Annotated in this window: 17 protein-coding genes; 5 read left to right on the forward strand and 12 right to left on the reverse strand. The window is 71.7% G+C overall.

Annotation, left to right across the window (positions count from 1 at the left end):
- Positions 1–41 precede the first annotated feature (41 nt).
- Both AB0K00_RS10080 and AB0K00_RS10085 read left to right on the forward strand, forming a co-directional pair.
- Entirely contained in the window at positions 42–1,022 is a 981-nt protein-coding gene (locus AB0K00_RS10080) for a nitronate monooxygenase (RefSeq protein ID WP_363518214.1), read from the forward strand.
- On the forward strand, positions 1,019–1,792 hold the full coding sequence (locus AB0K00_RS10085) for an enoyl-CoA hydratase-related protein (protein ID WP_363518216.1): 774 nt from the start codon (positions 1,019–1,021) through the stop codon (positions 1,790–1,792). Before AB0K00_RS10080 ends, AB0K00_RS10085 begins: the two co-directional genes overlap by 4 nt.
- On the opposite strand, the gene AB0K00_RS10090 is transcribed toward AB0K00_RS10085, so the two are convergent.
- The 6 genes from AB0K00_RS10090 to AB0K00_RS10115 are packed head-to-tail and all read right to left on the reverse strand — an operon-like array spanning position 1,780 to position 7,978.
- Positions 1,780–2,940: an acyl-CoA dehydrogenase family protein gene (locus AB0K00_RS10090; protein WP_363518336.1), complete on the reverse strand. Its 1,161-nt coding sequence runs from the start codon at positions 2,938–2,940 to the stop codon at positions 1,780–1,782. The genes AB0K00_RS10085 and AB0K00_RS10090 overlap by 13 nt on opposite strands.
- Positions 2,941–2,989: 49 nt before the next feature.
- Positions 2,990–4,015 carry a phosphotransferase family protein gene (locus AB0K00_RS10095; protein WP_363518218.1) on the reverse strand — a complete coding sequence of 342 codons (1,026 nt, stop codon included), beginning with the start codon at positions 4,013–4,015 and terminating at the stop codon, positions 2,990–2,992.
- 5 nt (positions 4,016–4,020) lie between these two features.
- A complete protein-coding gene (locus tag AB0K00_RS10100) occupies positions 4,021–4,845 on the reverse strand; it encodes a crotonase/enoyl-CoA hydratase family protein (RefSeq protein ID WP_363518220.1) in 825 nt (274 codons plus the stop codon).
- Positions 4,842–6,023: an acyl-CoA dehydrogenase family protein gene (locus AB0K00_RS10105; RefSeq protein WP_363518222.1), complete on the reverse strand. Its 1,182-nt coding sequence runs from the start codon at positions 6,021–6,023 to the stop codon at positions 4,842–4,844. The genes AB0K00_RS10100 and AB0K00_RS10105 overlap by 4 nt, the downstream gene beginning before the upstream one ends.
- Positions 6,024–6,027: 4 nt before the next feature.
- A complete protein-coding gene (locus tag AB0K00_RS10110; protein WP_363518224.1) occupies positions 6,028–7,194 on the reverse strand; it encodes a thiolase family protein in 1,167 nt (388 codons plus the stop codon).
- A 25-nt stretch (positions 7,195–7,219) separates the two neighbouring features.
- The gene (locus AB0K00_RS10115) at positions 7,220–7,978 is read right to left on the reverse strand and encodes an SDR family NAD(P)-dependent oxidoreductase (protein WP_363518226.1); all 759 of its coding nucleotides are present in this window, start codon (positions 7,976–7,978) and stop codon (positions 7,220–7,222) included.
- A 115-nt stretch (positions 7,979–8,093) separates the two neighbouring features.
- Between AB0K00_RS10115 and AB0K00_RS10120 the strand changes: the two genes are divergently transcribed.
- The 3 genes from AB0K00_RS10120 to AB0K00_RS10130 are packed head-to-tail and all read left to right on the forward strand — an operon-like array spanning position 8,094 to position 10,182.
- Entirely contained in the window at positions 8,094–8,699 is a 606-nt protein-coding gene (locus AB0K00_RS10120; protein WP_363518228.1) for a TetR family transcriptional regulator, read from the forward strand.
- Complete coding sequence (locus tag AB0K00_RS10125) at positions 8,696–9,472, forward strand: SDR family NAD(P)-dependent oxidoreductase (protein ID WP_363518230.1); 777 nt, start codon at positions 8,696–8,698, stop codon at positions 9,470–9,472. Before AB0K00_RS10120 ends, AB0K00_RS10125 begins: the two co-directional genes overlap by 4 nt.
- A 53-nt stretch (positions 9,473–9,525) precedes the next feature.
- On the forward strand, positions 9,526–10,182 hold the full coding sequence (locus AB0K00_RS10130) for a GntR family transcriptional regulator (RefSeq protein ID WP_363518232.1): 657 nt from the start codon (positions 9,526–9,528) through the stop codon (positions 10,180–10,182).
- 4 nt (positions 10,183–10,186) lie between these two features.
- Here the strand turns inward: AB0K00_RS10130 and AB0K00_RS10135 are convergent, their stop codons facing one another.
- Genes AB0K00_RS10135 through AB0K00_RS10160 form a run of 6 tightly spaced genes read right to left on the reverse strand, consistent with a single transcriptional unit; the run spans position 10,187 to position 17,581 of the window.
- Positions 10,187–11,308 carry a hypothetical protein gene (locus AB0K00_RS10135; protein WP_363518234.1) on the reverse strand — a complete coding sequence of 374 codons (1,122 nt, stop codon included), beginning with the start codon at positions 11,306–11,308 and terminating at the stop codon, positions 10,187–10,189.
- The gene (locus tag AB0K00_RS10140; protein ID WP_363518236.1) at positions 11,305–12,180 is read right to left on the reverse strand and encodes an enoyl-CoA hydratase-related protein; all 876 of its coding nucleotides are present in this window, start codon (positions 12,178–12,180) and stop codon (positions 11,305–11,307) included. Before AB0K00_RS10140 ends, AB0K00_RS10135 begins: the two co-directional genes overlap by 4 nt.
- Positions 12,180–13,613, reverse strand: a complete 1,434-nt coding sequence (locus tag AB0K00_RS10145; protein WP_363518238.1) for a 4-hydroxyphenylacetate 3-hydroxylase N-terminal domain-containing protein — start codon at positions 13,611–13,613, stop codon at positions 12,180–12,182. Before AB0K00_RS10145 ends, AB0K00_RS10140 begins: the two co-directional genes overlap by 1 nt.
- A 28-nt stretch (positions 13,614–13,641) precedes the next feature.
- Positions 13,642–15,177, reverse strand: a complete 1,536-nt coding sequence (locus AB0K00_RS10150) for an AMP-binding protein (protein ID WP_363518240.1) — start codon at positions 15,175–15,177, stop codon at positions 13,642–13,644.
- Between the two features lie 17 nt (positions 15,178–15,194).
- Positions 15,195–16,361: an acyl-CoA dehydrogenase family protein gene (locus AB0K00_RS10155; RefSeq protein ID WP_363518338.1), complete on the reverse strand. Its 1,167-nt coding sequence runs from the start codon at positions 16,359–16,361 to the stop codon at positions 15,195–15,197.
- A 2-nt stretch (positions 16,362–16,363) separates the two neighbouring features.
- Positions 16,364–17,581 carry an acyl-CoA dehydrogenase family protein gene (locus AB0K00_RS10160; protein WP_363518242.1) on the reverse strand — a complete coding sequence of 406 codons (1,218 nt, stop codon included), beginning with the start codon at positions 17,579–17,581 and terminating at the stop codon, positions 16,364–16,366.
- Positions 17,582–17,589: the final 8 nt, after the last annotated feature.

The following is a 17,589-nucleotide window of genomic DNA, read 5'->3' on the forward strand; positions in this document are numbered from 1 at the left end:
TTGTCGTCCGATTTCGGGCGTGCGCGACAGGAGACAGCGGCATGATCGAGACGCGCTTCACCCGCGAGTTCGAGGTCCAGCACCCCATCGTGCAGGGCGGGATGCAATGGGTCGGCCGGGCCGGCCTCGTCGCCGCCGTGGCGAACGCCGGTGCGCTCGGCTTCCTCACCGCGCTCACGCAACCGACCCCCGAGGACCTCGTCAAGGAGATCGCCCGCTGCCGGGAACAGACCGACCGGAACTTCGGCGTCAACCTGACGATCCTGCCCGCGATCTCGCCGCCCCCGTACGCCGAATACCGGGCCGCGATCATCGAATCGGGGATCCGGGTCGTCGAGACAGCCGGGTTCAGCCCGAAGGAGCACATGCCCGCCTTCAAGGCCGCCGGCATCAAGGTCATCCACAAGTGCACCAGCGTCCGGCACGCCCTCAAGGCCGAGTCGCTCGGCGTGGACGCGGTCAGCATCGACGGATTCGAGTGCGCCGGGCACCCCGGCGAGGACGACGTGCCCGGGCTGATCCTCCTGGCCGCCGCCGCCCGACGGGTCACGGTCCCGATCCTCGCGTCGGGCGGGATTGCCGACGCCCGCGGCCTGGTCGCCGCCCTGGCGTTGGGGGCCGACGCGGTGAACATGGGCACCCGGTTCATGTGCACCGTCGAAGCTCCGGTGCACGAGAACGTGAAGCGGCAGATCATCGCCGCGACCGAACTCGACACCACCCTGATCTTCCGGACGCTGCACAACACTGCCCGGGTCGCGACGAACACCGTCAGCCGTGAGGTCGTGGAGATCCTGCGCGCCGGTGGCGAGTTCGCCGACGTGCGCGACCTCGTCGCCGGAGTCCGCGGCCGGGAGGTCTACGAGACCGGCGAACTGGAGCGGGGGCTGTGGACGGTCGGACAGGCGCAGGCCCTGATCGACGACATCCCGACCGTGGCCGAACTCGTCGAACGCATGGTCGCCGAGGCCGAAACACTCATCACCGATCGGCTGTCCACGCTGGTCTCGGTGGGACGATGACCGACGAGGCCGTCCTGCTCACGGCCGACGGCCCGGTCGCGACCGTCACCCTGAACCGCCCCGGCCGGCTCAATGCCCTCGACCTCGAAGGGCTGCGGCTGCTCGGCAGCCGCCTGCGTGCCGCGGCGGCCCTTCCCGGGGTGCGCTGCGTCCTGCTCACCGGGGAAGGGCGGGCCTTCTGCGCCGGCGCCGACGTCTCCCCGGCCGGCGCGGCGACCGGCGGCGCGGATGGCCGCGCGATCGTCGCCGCCGCCAACGACGTCGTCCTCACCGTGCTGCGCGCCGACGTGCCGGTCGTCGCCGCCGTGAACGGCCCGGCGCTCGGGGTCGGCGTCTCGTTCGCCATCGCCTGCGACGCGGTCGTGGCGGCCGACACCAGCTGGTTCCAGCTGCCGTTCGTCAAGATCGGGCTGGTACCGGACGGGGGAGCGAGTCACCTGGTGCCGGCGGCGGTCGGGCGGGTCCGCGCGAACCGGATGGCGCTGTTCGCGGAACGGGTACCGGCACCGGCCGCGCTTGCGTGGGGCCTGGTCTCCGACGTCGTCCCGGCCGCCGACCTCCTCGATACCGCCCGGGCTCTGGCGGCCGGGACGGCCGGTGCGTCGCGGGAGGCGCTCCGGCGCGCGAAACACGCCCTGCTGCAGTTCGATGCCCTTGAGGCGGCCATGCGCCGCGAGCTCGACGACCAGGCCGACCTGCTGGACGGCCCCGACTACGCGGAGGGCATGGCCGCGCTGCGGGAACGGCGGGACCCGGTCTACCCCGCGTAGGGGCGTTCGCGACGCAGTTCCTCGCGGGCGATGCTCCGGCGGTGCACGGCGTCGGGGCCGTCGACGATCCGCAGGACCCGCGCCCACGCGTAGAAGTACGCAAGGGGGGTGTCGTCGCTGACTCCGGCACCGCCGAACACCTCGATCGCCCGGTCGATGACGGCGGTCGCCATCGCCGGCGCGGCGACCTTGATCGCGGCGATCTCGGTGCGGGCACCTTTGGCGCCGTGCCGGTCGATCAGCCACGCCGTCTTCTGGACCAGCAGCCGGGCCTGGTCGATGTCGATCCGCGACTGCGCGATGAGCTCGCGGACGACCCCCTGCTCGGCGAGGGGCTGACCGAACGCGACCCGCGCCTTCGCCCGGCCGACCATCAGCGCCAGGGCCCGTTCGGCCATGCCGACCGCCCGCATCGCGTGGTGGACGCGGCCCGGTCCGAGCCGGGCCTGCGCGATCGCGAACCCGTCGCCTTCCTGACCCAGCAGGTTGGCCCGTGGCACCCGTACGTCATCGAACACCAGCTCGGAATGGCCGTGCTGGTCCTGATAGCCGAAGATCGGCAGGTGCCGGACGATCTGCAGGCCGGGACTGTCCCGGGGGACCAGCACCATCGACTGCTGCCGGTGCGGGTCGGCGCGCGGGTCGGACTTGCCCATCACGATGAACACCCGGCACCGTTCGTCGGCGACGCCGGTGATCCACCACTTGCGGCCGTTGACGACGTAGTCGTCGCCGTCGCGCACGATCGTCGTCCTGATGTTGGTGGCGTCCGACGACGCGACCTCCGGCTCCGTCATCGCGTACGCCGAGCGCAGCGTCCCGTCCAGCAGGGGCTCCAGCCACCGCTGCCGCTGTTCGGGGGTGCCGAACCGGTGCAGGGTCTCCATGTTGCCGGTGTCGGGGGCCTGGCAGTTGATCGCCTCCGGGGCGATCACCGGCGACCATCCGGAGACCTCGGCGACGGCCGCGTATTCGAGGTTCGTCAGCCCGGACAGTTCGGGCAGGAACAGGTTCCACAGGCCGCGCCGGCGTGCGGACGCCTTCAGTTCCTCCATCACCGGCGGATGGGTGTGCGGCCCGTGCTCGGCCAGGTGGGCGGCCCACACCCGCTCCGCGGGGAAGACCTCCTCCCGCATGAAGTCCCACATGCGCCCGACGGCGTCCGCCGCCTTCGGTGACAGCTCGAAATCCACGTGTTCAGCCTTTCCGGTCGATGACGGCCAGGCCCTCGGCGGCGATGCGCCGCACCTCGCCGTCGAGGTCGCCGAACGTCTGCCCGGCCATCGCCCCGGCCGCGGCCCGGGCGGCGACTCCCTGGGCGATGATGGCGAACTTGAAATGCGCGAACGCCTCGAAGAAGGCCAGCTCCTTCAGGTGCGTCCCGGTCCGGCGGGCGTAGCGTTCGGCGAGGTGGGCACGTCCGGGGAACCCTTCGCCACGCGTGATCGCCGGGGTCAGCAGCGGCTCGGGCTCGCCGGGTTCCCGCCAGTAGAACAACAGCATGCCCAGGTCCGCCAGGGGATCGCCGAGTGTCGACAGCTCCCAGTCGAGCACCGCGCGGACACGGGCGGGGTCCCGGTGGTCGAGGAGGCAGTTGTCGAGCCGGAAGTCGCCGTGGACGATCGCGGATCTCTTGGCATCGGGGACCGCGGCCATGAGGCGGGTGCCGAGTTCGTCGAGTTCGGGCAGGTCGTGGGTCTTCGACGCATCCCATTGGCTCCGCCAGCGGCGTAGCTGCCGGGCCATGAACCCGGCCGGCCGGCCGTAGTCGCCGAGCCCGGCCGCCGCCGGGTCGATGCGGTGCAGATCGGCGAGGACGTCGACGAGCGCGTCGGCCATCGCGACCCGGTCCGCCGCCGCGGGGGCGTATCCGGGCGGAAGCTCGTCGCGGACAACGAGGCCGTCGACCTTGCCCATCACGTAGAACGGCACACCGATCAGGTCGCCGGTGCGGTCCTCGTACAACACCTGCGGCACCGGGACGGGTGTGCCCGCCAGGGCCTGCTGGACCCGCGCCTCACGGGCCATGTCGTGGGCGCTGGGCAGCACGTTTCCTGTCGGTGGGCGGCGCAGGACGACCGACCCGGCTGGGCCGGTGAGCTCGAACGTCAGGTTCGACTTCCCGCCGGCGATGAGCGTGACGTCGAACTCGCGCCAGTCGTCGTCGCCGAGCGCCGCGGCCAGCACAGGCCCGAGCCGGTCCGGGCGCACCAGTTCACGCACGAGAACTACCGGCCTTCCCAGACCGGTGCACGCTTCTCGGCGAAGGCCGCCGGTCCTTCGACGGCGTCGCGGCTGCCGAAGACGGCAGCGGTCGCCTCGTCGTTGACGCTCCACGGCTCGCGCCGCGACCAGTCCGGGTCCCAGTCGGAGTCTGCTTCGGCGACCTGATACATGACCTTCTTGGTGTACTGCACCGACAGTGGCGCGTTCGCGGCGACGCGTTCCGCGAGGGCCATCGCTTCCGCGAGGGCGGTCCCGGGCCGGGCGACGACGTTGACGAGGCCCCATTCGGCGGCCTCCTGCACGTCGACGGCGTCGCCGGTCAGTGCCATCTGCAGAGCGCGTTTGAGCGGGATCTGCCGCTGCAGCCGCACCACCCCGCCCGCTGCGGCGAGCAGGCCCCGTTTGACCTCGGGCAGGCCGAGCCGGGCGTCCTCGGCCGCGACGACCAGGTCACAGGCGAGGGCGATCTCGGTGCCGCCGCCCATCGCGAACCCGTTGACGGCCGCGATCAGCGGCTTGTCGATCCAGTGCCGGACGATGCCGGCGAAGCCCCATTCGGGGTGTTCCGGCGCGGCGACGGACCGCCCGGCGGCGAGTTCCTTGAGGTCGGCACCGGCGCAGAAGGCCCGGCCGTTGCCGGTCACGACGACGACCCGCACCTCGGGGTCGGCGGCCGCCTGTTCGAGGGCCTCGCCGGCCGCGGTGGACAACGCCGCGTTGACGGCGTTGAGGGCCTGCGGCCGGTTCAGCCGGATCACGGCGATGTGCCCGGCCCGTTCGTAGCGTGCCGCCGGTTCGGTGGCGCCGGTGGTGTTCGGGTCGGTCATCGGGTCTCCAGCACGTCGCGCGCAATGATGTGTTTCATGATCTCGGTGGTGCCGCCGTAGATGGTGGTGACGCGGGTGTCGGCGTACGCCCGGGCGATGGGGTACTCCTGCATGTAGCCGTAGCCGCCGAACAGCTGGACGCAGCGGTCGACGACGCGCTTGTGCATCTCCGTCGCCCACCATTTCGCCTTGGCAGCGTCGACGGCGTTCAGCTCGCCGCGGTCGAACCGACGCACGGCGTCGTCCACGTACACCTGGGAAACCTCGAGCTCGGTCAGCATCTCCGCGATCGCGAACCGGGTGTTCTGGAACGCCGCGATCGGCTGGCCGAACGCGTGCCGCTGCGTGACGTGCTCCAGGGTCCAGGCGAGCGCCGCCCGGGCACCGGCGCAGGCGGCCACCGCGATCCCGAGGCGTTCGAGGGGCAGGTGACTCATGAGGTGGTGCAGCCCCCGGCCGACCTCGCCGAGCACGTTGCCGGCGGGGACTCTGGCGTTGTCGAAGAACAGCTCCGCCGTGTCCTGGGCCTTCAGGCCGACTTTGGCGAGCTTGCGGCCACGTTCGAACCCCGGCATCCCGCGCTCCACGACGAGCAGGCTGAACGCGCGGCTGCGGGCGTCGGGGTCCGGGTCGGTGCGGGCGACGACGATCACGAGGTCGCTGTTGATGCCGTTGGTGATGAACGTCTTGGCCCCGTCGAGGACCCAGTGCTCGCCGTCGCGCCGGGCCGTCGTGCGGATGCCCTGCAGGTCCGAGCCGGTGCCCGGTTCGGTCATGGCGATCGCGCCGATCGCCTCCCCGGAGCAGAGCGCCGGCACCCACCGCTTCGCCTGCTCCGTTGTGGCGAGGTCGAAGAAGTACGGCAGGACGATGTCGGCGTGGGCGGAGAACCCGGAGCTCAGCGACGTGGCGCCGACCTTGGCGAACGCTTCCATCATGGCGCAGCGGAACCCGAAATCCCGCAGGGAACCCCCACCGCCGTGCTCCTCGGGCGCGTTGATGCCCAGCAGCCCCTGGCGGCCGGCTTCCAGCCACGGCGCACGCGGGATGATGCCGGCCTCGTCCCACGCCTCGACGTGCGCGGTGACGTGCCGGCTCAGGAACTGCGCGACGGTGGCGCGGAACGCCTCGTGGTCGGCGGTGAAGAACGGGCGGCGGGCCCACAGATCCTTGACCATGCCGTCAGAGCCGTTCGATGACGGTGGCGTTGGCCATGCCGCCGCCCTCGCACATCGTCTGCAGCCCGTAGCGGCCGCCGGTGGCCTCCAGGTGATGCAGCATCGTGGCCATCAGCCGGATGCCGGAGGCGCCGAGCGGGTGACCGAGGGCGATCGCCCCGCCGCGCGGGTTGAGCCGATCCGGGTCGGCCTTGAGGTCGGCCGCCCAGGCGAGGGGTACCGGCGCGAACGCCTCGTTGACCTCGTAGGCGTCGATCGCGTCGATGTCCAGGCCGGCCCGCTGCAGCACGAGCCGCGTCGCGGGGATCGGTGCTGTCAGCATGAGCAGGGGGTCGTCGCCGGCGACCGCGAACGCGTGGAAGCGGGCCCGCGCTCGCAGGCCGAGTTTCGCGGCGACGTCCTCACCCATGATGAGGGCCGCGGAGGCGCCGTCGGTCAGCGGCGAGGAGTTGCCGGCCGTGATCCGCCAGTCCAGGTCCGGGAACCGCTCGCGCATCTCGGGTGTGTCGAAGGCCGGCCGCAGGGCGGCGAGGCCTTCGGCGGTCGTCGCCGGCCGGATCGTCTCGTCGGCTGCGAGGGTGTCCACCGGCACGATCTCCCGGTCGAACCCGCCGTCCTTCGCGGTCTCGGCGGCCAGGTGGTGCGAGCGGGCCGAGTATTCGTCGAGCCGCTCCCGCGAGAGCCCCCAATTCCTGGCGATGAGCTCGGCGGAGATGCCCTGGTTGACGAGGCCTTCCGGGTAGCGGCGGGCGACTGCGGGCCCCTGCGGGTCCTCGCCGAGTGTGGCGGCGCCCATCGGTACGCGGCTCATCGATTCGACACCGCCGGCGACGACGATGTCGTAGGCGCCCGCCATCACGCCCTGCGCGGCGAAGTGCACCGCCTGCTGGCTGGACCCGCACTGCCGGTCGATGGTCGTGGCCGGCACCGACTCCGGCCAGCCGGCGGCGAGGACGGCGTGGCGGCCGATGTTCAGCGCCTGCTGGCCGGCCTGGCCGACGCAACCGGTGATGACGTCCTCGACCCGCTGCGGGTCCAGGTCGTTGCGTTCCGCGAGGGCGCGCAGCACGGTGGCGTACAGGTCGACGGGGTGCACGCCCGCCAGCGCCCCGCCGGGCTTGCCCTTGCCGGACGGGGTCCGGACGATGTCGACGATGACGGCTTGACGCATGATCTCTTCCCTTCGTCAGTACGGCTCAGCGCGGGGCCATGCGGATGGCGCCGTCGAGCCGGATGGTCTCGCCGTTCAACATGGGGTTGGCGACGATCGCCGTGACAAGCTGGGCGTATTCCGCCGGGTGGCCGAGGCGGTTCGGGTGCGGCACCTGGGCGCCGAGGGAGTCGCGGACGTCCTGCGGCAGCTGGCCCAGCAGCGGGGTCTCGAACGTCCCCGGGGCGATCGTGACGACGCGGATCTTCAAGGCCGCGAGGTCGCGGGCGATCGGCAGGGTCATGCCGACGATGGCGCCCTTGGAGGCCGAGTAGGCCGCCTGCCCGATCTGGCCGTCGAACGCGGCCACGGACGCGGTGTTGACGATGACCCCGCGTTCCTCGCCGGCCACGTCGTTGGCGGCCATCGCCGCGGCGGCCAGGCGCAGCACGTTGAAGGTGCCGAGCAGGTTCACCCGGATGATCCGTTCGAAGTCGGCGAGGGGGAACGGGCCCTGCTTGCCGACGGTCCGGATCGCGTTGCCGATGCCGGCGCAGTTGACGAGGACGGCAAGTGCGCCGTCGTCGTTGGCGAGCGTGACCGCCGACTGCACGGCCTCCTCGTCGGTCACGTCGGCGCCGGCGAACCGGACCGCTTCGCCCAGCGCGTCGAGGCGGCCGCGGTCGGCGGTGGGCAGGTCGAGGGCCACCACGCGGGCTCCTGCCGCGGCGAGGGCCGCCACCGTCGCCAGGCCGAGCCCCGACGCGCCGCCGGTCACCAGCGCCTGTTTGCCCCGTACATCCATGCCACGACCTCCACACCTGGACGACTTAGTTAGCGATCGCTAAGCTAGCCTCGGCGGGCCTGCGGAAGCAATCACTCGTGACAAAGTCGGCGGACCGGCAGAGGTGAGGACGACCGTGAGCGATGACGCGCCCGGCTGGCGGGAATACCCACCGCTGCAGCTGCAACCGCTCCTGGCGCTGGCATTGGACGAGATCGTCGAGCACGGCTACGACGGCACGTCGGTCCGCAAGATCGCCGGCCGGGCGGGGGTGACCGTCCCGGCGTTGTACTACCACTTCGAGAACAAGCAGGCGATGCTGAGGGAACTGCTCGACCACGCGATGCGGATCGTGCTCACCCACGCCAGGGCCGCCCTCGACGAGGCAGGCGACGACTGCACGGCCCGGCTCAGCGCACTCGTCGAGGCCATCGTCCTGTACATGGCACACCATCGTGACCTGGCGTTCCTCGACTCCGAACGGCGCAGTCTCACCCCGCAGAACCGCGCGGACTACGTCGCCCGCCGCGACGAACTGGAGAGCGAACTGCGGGACACGATCCGCAGGGGAGTGGCGCAGGGCGTCTTCGCCACCCCGCACCCGCAGGAGTGCGGCCGAGCGATCCTGTCGATGTGCCAGGGCGTCGCCGGCTGGTTCCGGCCGGGCGGCCCGGTCGACGCGGCCACCATGGCCCGGCGGTACGCCGACCTGGCCCTCGCCACCGTGCAGTACCAGCGATGAGCCGGCCGGTGCAGGGGCCGCTGGACGTGTTCCGGCTGGACGGCCGGGTGGTCCTCATCACCGGCGCGAGTTCCGGGCTCGGCCTGGGCTTCGCGCGGGCTGTCGCGGCCGTCGGCGGCATCCTGGTGCTCGGCGCCCGCCGCCTGGACCGCCTGCAGGAACTGGCGGAGGAACTGCGGGCACAGGGTTCGACGGTCCTCGTCCAGGCCGTCGACGTGACGGTGCCGGAGCAGTGCCAGGCCCTGGTGGACGCGGCGGTGGCGGAGTACGGGCGCGTCGACGTCCTCGTCAACAACGCCGGCCTCGGCGGCTCCGTCCCGGCCTCCCGGGAGACCCCGGACGGATTCCGGCAGGTGATCGACGTGAACCTCAACGGCACGTTCTGGATGGCCCAGGCCTGCGCCCGGGTGATGCCACCGGGCTCGTCGATCGTCAACGTCGCGAGCGTCCACGGCGTCGTCGCCTCGCGGTTCCCGCAGGCCTCGTACGCGGCGAGCAAGGCCGGCGTGATCGGGCTGACCCGTGACCTCGCGCAGCAGTGGTCCCGGCGCAAAGGCATCCGGGTCAATGCCCTGTGCCCCGGCTACGTCGCGACCGAGATGACGGCGACGGGCGAGGACAAGCTGCGCGCGATGGTTGCCGAACACAGCCTGCTGGGCCGCTTCGGCGAGCAGTCCGAGGTCGACGGGGCGCTGCTGTTCCTGGCCAGCCCAGCGTCGTCGTACGTCACCGGCACGACGCTGCTCGTGGACGGCGGCCTCGCCGCGATCTGACGCACTAGACTCGCGGTTTCCGGGTCTGTGACGACGAGCGGGTGGGAGCTTCGATGGCCAAGGCTGCCGAAACGGCGTACGAGGCCGTCCGCGCCGGCATCCTGTCCGGGGAGTTCGCCCGGGGCCAGCGGCTGCGGGAGGAGGAGCTCGCCCTGCGGGCCGGGGTGTCGCGCACACCCGTCCGCGAAGCGTTGCGCCGGCTGGACGCCGAAGGCCTCGTCGAGTTCACGCCGAACCGGGGTGCGCGGGTCGTCGCCTGGTCCGAGCAGGAACTCGAGGACAACTACGAGGTCCGCGCGATGCTCGAGAGCTACGGTGCCCGGCTCGCCGCACAACGCATCACCGACGAGGAACTCGGCACCGTCGCGCAGATCGCACACCGGATGACCGCGCTGAGCCGCAAAGGCGCGGCGGCCGCCGACGAGCTCACCGTCCTCAACGGCGACTTCCACCGCGCGATCCTGCGGGCCTCCCGGCACACGCAGCTGGACAGCATCGTTCGCGGCATCATGGACACGCCGCTGATCTTCCGCACGTTCCAGCGCTACGACGGCGAACGCATGCGCACCAGCGTGCGGCAGCACGCCGAACTCGTGCAGGCGCTTCGGGTCCGCGACGGCGCGTGGGCCGAGGCCGTCATGCGCGCGCACATCCTCGCCGCCCGCTCCGTCGTCGTGCTGTCGCTGCGCGACGAAGAGAGCGGCGAGTGACGCCTTAGGGCTGCGCCCGCCCGGTGAGCCAGTCCGCGAGGGTGTCGGCGACCGTATCGCGGTGCTGCTCCGAATCCGCGAAGTAATGGTCCCCGGGCAGCGTCACGAACGCCTTGTCCTTCGTCGCGGCCCCGTCGTAGAGGCCCTGGGCGTCGGCGGGGAAGACCCCGCTGTCGGCGTCGGGCTGCACCACGAGGGTCGGCAGGTCCAGGCGGGCCAGGTGCTTCGCGGCGACGCAGTCGGACTCCTCCAGGCTGAACATGTTGAGCCAGGTGCGCATCGTGCTGACCACACCGACGCCGAGAACGCCGTAGTTGGCGCGTTTCGGGTCGCCGAAGTAGCACAGCGGCGTCGGCCGGTTCGACGGGTCGATGCCCGGGTCGACGTAGCGGGGGTCTGCCCACGTGCGGCCCATCGTGAAGATCCGGTCGCGGGCCGGGCGGTCCCGGGCGGCGTCGAGCTGCTCCTTGCACCACGCGGTCAGCCGGTGGTTGCGGGCGATCTGCGCGGCCCGGTAGCGCTGCAGGAACCCCGCGGAATAGGTACCGCCGTGGCGTGGGTCGTACATGTCGAGATCGGGGTCGACGGCGTTCGGGTCGTTCTCGTCGATCACCGACGGGTCCATCGTCCGCGTGATCCACTCCGGCCGGCCGGGGTGGGCCGCGAGGAACACCATCAGGTCGCCGGGCGGCAGATGCAGGGCCGGCTCGAACACCTTGGACCGGCCGTACGGCGGGCGGATGTTCGGTTCGCGTGACTGCGAATGGTACGCCGCCATCAGGGAACCGCCGCCGGAGTTGCCGAGCAGGACGACCTTCTCGACGCCGCGGTCGCGCAGCAGCTGCACACCGACGCCGATCTCGGCGAGGGCGTGGTCGAGGGTGAAGAGGTGTTCGGCCCCGCGGAACCTGGTGTTCCAGCCGAGGAATCCGTACCCGCGTGCCGCCATGCGGGTCGCCATGTAGTGCTCGGAGAAGTCGACGTTGTAGTGCGCGGCGATGAAGGCCGTCCGCGGGGACCGGCCGGACGGGGTGTAGTAGACGCCCTGGCACGGGTGGCCACCGGCTCCGGCCCGGCCCAGCGCCGGCGACGCGACGCCGATGAACTCTTGCTCGATGGTGCTCACGCGGAGTCCTCCCCGTGTTCGGTGGGCCATGGTGGTAGGTCGGTCGACGGCCGCCCGGTCCAGACCGGGCGGCGTTTCTGCAGGAAGGCCTGGACACCCTCATGGGCGTCGGGGCGGTCGAGGAGCGCCTCCATGACGAGGCGTTCCCGGCGGGCGTGCTCGAACGGGCCGGCCTGTGCCGCCTCCCAGAGCAGGCGTTTGGTCGCCGCGACCGCGACCGGGGCGGCGTGCTCGACGATCTCGCGGGCGAGCGCCCGGGCGCGTGGCAGCACCTGCTCGGCCGGCAGCGCCGCGACGGCAAGCCCCCACTCGGCAGCCTCGGTACCGGTGAAGCGGCGGCCGGTGAGCAGCAGCTCCTGCGCCCGTCCCAGACCGACGTGCCGGACCAGGTTCCAATGCCCCATCAACTCCGCGGTCACGCCGAGCCGGACGAACGGCAGCGAGAGCACGGCGTCGCCGGCGACGAACCGCACGTCGCACTGCATGGCGAGGGTGACCCCGAGGCCTGCCGCGGCGCCCTGGATCGCGGCGACGACAGGCTTGCGGACCTGGTGCGGCGCGATCCACCCGGCCTCCGGGGTCTGCGTGTCCGCGCCGCCGAAGCCGTCCGCGGTCATCTCCGAACCGGCGCAGAAGGCCCGCCCGGCGCCGGTCAGCACGACCGCCCCGACGTCGTCCGCCCGGTCGCACCACCGCAGCACGGTACCGAGCTCGTTGTTCATGGTGCGGTCCATCGCGTTGAGCCGGTCGGGCCGGTCCAGGGTCACCGTGGCGACGCCGTCGTCGACGTCGAACCGGATCCGCGTGAGCCCGCCGGGCGGCCTGGCGCATGACGTGTCGGCCCAGGCGAAAGTGTGCTCCTCGTACCGCATCAGGCGGCGAATCCGTGCGGGCCGAAGCGGTGCAGGTCGCCGAGCACCTCGCCGGATTCGGTGATGCCGGCGGTCTTGCGGGCCAGGGCCTTGGCCGTCTCCATGTCGAAGTGGTTGGTGACGACGACCTTCTGGGCGTAGAGACCGCCGCCGGCCTGGATGACGGTCACGTGTTTCCAGCCGCCGTACGCGTCGGCGGTGAAGTCGCGGATCGTGTGGAACAGCCGCATCCGGTAATCGGCGTCGACGCCGTCCATCGTGCGCATGTACTTGCGCAGGTCGGCCTCGGTCTCCGGGTTGTGCAGGTCACGCAGGCTCGGTGCGGTCAGCACCGAGCCGCCGGCGATGTCGTGCAGGTTGCGCACCATCGTGCTGAACTGCGCTGCCGCGTGATACTTCGCGGCGTTGGTGAACAGTTCGTCCGGTGAGGCCCATCCCTCGGGGGTGAACGTGGAGTGGGTCATCGCTGCCTCGAACGCGGCGCGGATCAGCGTCGCATACGTGATCATCTCGGCGATCTTGTCCTTGATGTGCGCGACCCGCTGCAGGCCGTTGGCCTCGGCGATCAGCTGCGCGAGACCGACAAGGGTGTCCGCGAGGCGCACGTAGCTGCCGACGCTGCCGAGCCGCTCCCACAGGCCGAGGGAGTGCACGAAGGTCGCCGAGTGCTCCAGTTCGCCGGACAGGAAGACGCGTTCGTTGGGGACGAACACGTCGTCGAAGACGATGAGTCCTTCCGTCATCACGTTCCGGGAGCTGTACGGGTAGAAGTCCGGGTCCAGGTCGGGCCGCGGCGCGAACGACGCGTTGATGATCCTGACCCCGGGGGAGTTGACCGGCACCGCGGCGGCCACGCTCCAGTCCTCCTCGCCGGGCTTCATCCGTTTGGTGGGCATGACCATGACGTCGTGCGAGACCGCCGCCGAGGAGATGTGCATCTTCGCGCCGCGGATGACGACCCCGTCGGGTCCGCGGTCGACGATGCGGACGTACAGGTCGGGGTCGTCCTGTTTGCCGGGGGGCAGCGCGCGGTTGCCCTTGGCGTCGGTGATCCCCTGCACGATGCGGATGTCGCGGCGTTTGCTGTCGTCGAAGTAGGCGAGTGCCCGCTCGGCGTAGACCGGGTGCTGGGCCCGCATCCGGCTCGCGGCGGTGAGCACCATGAGCAGGCTGGCGGACGTGGAAATGGTCGGGAAGTCCCAGTGCAGCTGCCGCTGCTGGGCTTCGCGAAGTTCCTCGACTGAGGTGGGGATGAAGAAGTACGGGCCGTGGACGTCGTCGCCGGGCCGGTAGTGCGTGTCGTAGCCGAGTTTCGCGGCGAGGGCGGGACCCCGCAGGAGCGGTTCGGCGGTCACGTCGGGCACCGAGTGGCCGTTGACGAAGATGCGCCGGCCGTCGCGCAGGGACTGCAGGTACTGATCGCCGGTGAGCATCAGGTCAGCTCCTCTGTAGTGAACGGGTTCATGTGATCTGGCTTCCGGCCAGCAGCTCCCGCAGCCGGATCTTGTCGATCTTGCCGGCCGGGTTGCGGGGGAAGGTTTCGACCACGACGATGCGCTGCGGCACCTTGTAGCTGGCCAGCCGGCCGCGGCAGTGCTCCTTGACCTGCGCTGCCGACAGTGCGTCGTGGCCGTCGCGCAACGCCACGACCGCGGTCACCACCTGGCCCCAGTGCGGGTCCGGCTCGCCGACGACCGCGATCTCGGCCACGGCGGCGTGCCCGCCGACGACGTCCTCGATCTCGACGGGGTAGACGTTCTCGCCGCCCCGGATGATCATTTCGTCGGCCCGGCCGGCCAGGTGCAGGAACCCTTCCGGGTCCTTCCAGGCGAGGTCGCCGGCGCAGAACCATCCGTCGCGGACGGCGGCGGCGGTGAGGTCGGGCCGGTCGAGGTAGCCGCTCATCACCGTGTCGCCGCGGCTGGCGATGACGCCGATCTGCCCGTCCGGCACCTCGGCGCCGGACGGGTCGAGGAGCCGCACGTCGCAGCCGAACGCCGGCCGGCCGATCGTGCCGAGGAGCCACTCCTCGCCGCCGAGGGCCCGCCGGTGGTCCTCGGGCCGCAGGACGAGCTGCCCGCCGGCCTCGGTGCCGGCGCCGAAGCCGTTGTGCAGGTCGCAGCCGAAGACCTCGGCCATGCGCCGCACGACCGACGTCGGCATGGGCGCGCCGCCGTACATGATGGAGCGCAGCCCGGAGAAGTCCGCCTCGGCGAGCCGCGGATGTTCCAGCAGTTGGATGATCATGCTGGGGACGAGTGTCGCGTGCCGCACCCGCCCGGACCCGAGCCACGACAGCGCCAGGTCGGCGTCCCACTGCGGCATGATCACCGAGGCCCCGCCGCGGGCGACGCCGTAGAGCAGGTGCCCGAACCCGGCGGCGTGGAAGAGCGGGGCACCGGAGTAGATCAGGTCACCGGGTCGCAGTCCGAGCTCCAGGACCCCGGACTGCGTGATCGCCTTGATCATCCGCTGTGACTGCAGCACACCTTTCGGGGTGCCGGTCGTCCCGCTGGTGAAGGAGATGCTCAGGATGTCGTCGTCGCCGGTGACGGCCGGCAGTTCGCCGCCGTCCGGCCCGCCCGTCAGGAAGTCCTCATGGCCGGACTCGAACTCGATGGTGTGCCGGAGCCGGCAGTCCTCGACGATCTCCTGGTAGCGGGCGCTGTGGAAGATGACCTGGGCGCCGCTGGCTGCCAGGACGGTGCGGATCTCCGCCGCCGACAGCCGGAAGTTGAGCGCCACGTAGGTCGCGCCGAGCTTCATGCAGGCCAGCAGCACCTCGACGTACTCGGGGGAGTCCACGCCGAGCAGCGCAACCCGGTCGCCGCGGCCGACCCCGATGCGCTGCAGCGCCCGGGCGAGCCGGGTGATCCGCGCCTCGCCCTCGGCGTAGGTGCGGGTCCGGCCGTCCGCGGCTACCAGGAAAGCGGCCTGCGGGGTGAAGCGGGCTTGCACGGTGACCCAGTCACCGGGGGCCAAGCCGGAAAGCTGCACGGGGGTACCTCCATCCATCAACGGGCGACTTTCCCGGCGTAGAACGTGGCGAGTTGGGTGTCCTCACCGTGGGCGGCCAGGACGGACGCCGTGAGCAGCCGCGGTTGTTGCCCGGTGGAGTCCAGCAGTTGCCGGTTCGACACGGCGCGCCGGTAGTACAGGTGGGCCGGGTGCTCCCACGTGAACCCGATCCCGCCGTGCAGGTGGATCGCCTCGCGGGTGATCTCGGCGCCGATCCGGCCGCAGTACATCCGCGCGACGGCCAGCCCTGCCAGGGACTCCGGCCGCCGGCCGATCGCGTCGTTGTGCTGCACGGAACGCACGGCGACCGACAGCGCCGACCGCGCCCGTTCGAGGGAGACCAGCAGGTCGGCGCACTTGTGCTTGACCGCCTGGAACGACCCGATCGGCCGGCCGAACTGGGTGCGCACCTTCACGTACTCGACGGTCATCTCCAGGGCCCGCTCGGCCGCGCCGACGCACTCCGCCGACATGCCGAGGATGGCGCTCTGGCGGATGGCGGCGACACCGGCGCGGGCGCGGTCGTCCTGCGCGACGAGTTCGGCGCGGGCGCCCGTCAGCCGGACCGTGCCCATGCGCCGCGTCAGGTCGAGGGTGGCGAGGGGGACGACCTCGACGCCGGGGTCGTTCGCGTCGACCCAGAAGAACGCGTGGAACCCTTGGTGCTCGGCGAGCACGAGCAGGGCGTCGGCCGCGGTCGCGTCGACGACGCAGGGCAGCTCGCCGCGGATCTCGAACTCGCCGCCGGGGCCGGCTGTGGCGTGCGGGTACTGCAGCGGGAACGTCTCCTCGATCGGCAGCACCGGCACCGCGACAAGGTCACCGGCGGCGATCCGCCGGAGCCGGCCACGGTTCTCCTCGTCGTCGGACAGGGCGACCAGGGCCGCAGCCGCGAGCGACGTGGTCAGGAACGGCCCGTCGTCGAGGGCGCGGCCGAGCTCGGTGTGCACGGCGACCTCCTCCGCCAGGCCCATGCCCGCGCCGCCGAACTGCTCGGGAATCCGGACCCCGGGCAGGCCCAGCTCGTCCGCCTGCCGGCGCCACCGGTCGCGGTCCAGCCGCCGGACCTCAGCCGGGTCGAGGGACCCGCCGCGCAGGGCGGCCCCGGGGTCCCGTTCGAGGTGGGCGCGGACGACGTGCCGCAGCTGCTCGATCTCGTCCATGCTCACGCACTCTTCTCGGTGACCGGGCGTTCCTCGCGCGGAAGACCGAGCACACGCTCGGCGAGGATGTTGCGTTGGATCTCGTCGCTGCCACCGGCGATCCGGTGCGACGGCGCGCTGAGCAGCAGCTGCGACCACGAGTACGTGCCCCAGGCGCCGGTGTCGGCGACCATCCGGTACCCCAGGAGGCGGGCGGCGACATCGGAGTAGTACTCCATGTCGGACGTCGTCATCAGCTTCACCACGGATCCCGGGGCCGCCCCGCCGGCGTCGCGCAGCCGCGTGGCGGTCTCGTGCAGCACCTGCTCACGCGCCCAGCACTCCGCGAGAAGGTCCTGGATGGCCGGGTCCTCGATGGCGCCGGTCGAGCGCGCCAGGGCGAACAGCCGGATGACCGGCTCGATCATGATGCCGTTGTGGGCCCGGCCGAGCACGGAGCGCTCGCTGCCGACCGTGGTCATCGCGATGCCCCAGCCGCCGTCGACCGGGCCGAGCCGCCGGGAGTCCGGTACCCGTACACCGTCGAGGAAGACCTCGTTGAAGTGCTCGGACCCGGTCACCTGGCGCAGCGGGCGGACGTCGATGCCGGGGGACTGCATGTCGATGAGGAACACGCTCAGGCCCCGGTGGCGGCTCTCCGGCGGCCCGGTCCGCACGAGGAGCTCACCGAGCTGCGCGACGTGCGCGAAGGACGACCAGACCTTCTGGCCGGTGACGATCCAGTCGTCGCCGTCGCGGACCGCGGTGGTGCGCAGGCTGGCGAGGTCGGACCCGGCCTCCGGCTCGGAGAACAGCTGGCAGCAGATCAGGTCGCCGCGCCAGATCCCGGGCAGATACGTCTGTTTCTGCTCCTCGGTGCCGTGCGCCAGGATGGTCGGCGCCACGATCCCGTGGCTCACCATGTACGTCGACGTGGACGGCACCTCGTACTGCGCGGCGATGCCGGCGACAAGTTCGACGTAGTCGTGCTCGAGGCCGCGCCCGCCGTACCGCGTGGGGCCGTCGAGCCAGGCGAGGCCCGCGTCGAACAGTTCCCGCTGCCACTGCTGGGCCCGGGCGACCTCGGCCGCCTCGGCGTCCGGCTGGGTGAGCCCGACCCCGACCACGTCGTCGTCGCCGACGCCGTGCAGCATGCCGCGCCGCTCGCGCCGCTGTGCGCGGGCCGCGAAGAACGCGTGCGCCTCTGCGGCCACGGACTCGTGCGTCGCCGGCGTGCTCATCGGCTTCT

The sequence above is a fragment of the Dactylosporangium sp. NPDC049525 genome, from assembly GCF_040676755.1.
In the GTDB taxonomy this organism is placed as follows: Bacteria; Actinomycetota; Actinomycetes; order Mycobacteriales; family Micromonosporaceae; genus Dactylosporangium.

Bases quoted from the DNA above. Each gene is read 5' to 3' on its own strand.
- AB0K00_RS10130 (WP_363518232.1), top strand. From the start codon at position 9,526: ATGGCCAAGGCTGCCGAAACGGCGTACGAGGCCGTCCGCGCCGGCATC.
- AB0K00_RS10160 (WP_363518242.1), bottom strand. From the start codon at position 17,581: ATGAGCACGCCGGCGACGCACGAGTCCGTGGCCGCAGAGGCGCACGCG.
- AB0K00_RS10080 (WP_363518214.1), top strand. From the start codon at position 42: ATGATCGAGACGCGCTTCACCCGCGAGTTCGAGGTCCAGCACCCCATC.
- AB0K00_RS10115 (WP_363518226.1), bottom strand. From the start codon at position 7,978: ATGGATGTACGGGGCAAACAGGCGCTGGTGACCGGCGGCGCGTCGGGG.
- AB0K00_RS10105 (WP_363518222.1), bottom strand. From the start codon at position 6,023: ATGGTCAAGGATCTGTGGGCCCGCCGCCCGTTCTTCACCGCCGACCAC.
- AB0K00_RS10100 (WP_363518220.1), bottom strand. From the start codon at position 4,845: ATGACCGACCCGAACACCACCGGCGCCACCGAACCGGCGGCACGCTAC.
- AB0K00_RS10155 (WP_363518338.1), bottom strand. From the start codon at position 16,361: ATGGACGAGATCGAGCAGCTGCGGCACGTCGTCCGCGCCCACCTCGAA.
- AB0K00_RS10145 (WP_363518238.1), bottom strand. From the start codon at position 13,613: ATGCTCACCGGCGATCAGTACCTGCAGTCCCTGCGCGACGGCCGGCGC.
- AB0K00_RS10110 (WP_363518224.1), bottom strand. From the start codon at position 7,194: ATGCGTCAAGCCGTCATCGTCGACATCGTCCGGACCCCGTCCGGCAAG.
- AB0K00_RS10085 (WP_363518216.1), top strand. From the start codon at position 1,019: ATGACCGACGAGGCCGTCCTGCTCACGGCCGACGGCCCGGTCGCGACC.
- AB0K00_RS10125 (WP_363518230.1), top strand. From the start codon at position 8,696: ATGAGCCGGCCGGTGCAGGGGCCGCTGGACGTGTTCCGGCTGGACGGC.
- AB0K00_RS10140 (WP_363518236.1), bottom strand. From the start codon at position 12,180: ATGCGGTACGAGGAGCACACTTTCGCCTGGGCCGACACGTCATGCGCC.
- AB0K00_RS10090 (WP_363518336.1), bottom strand. From the start codon at position 2,940: ATGTGGGACTTCATGCGGGAGGAGGTCTTCCCCGCGGAGCGGGTGTGG.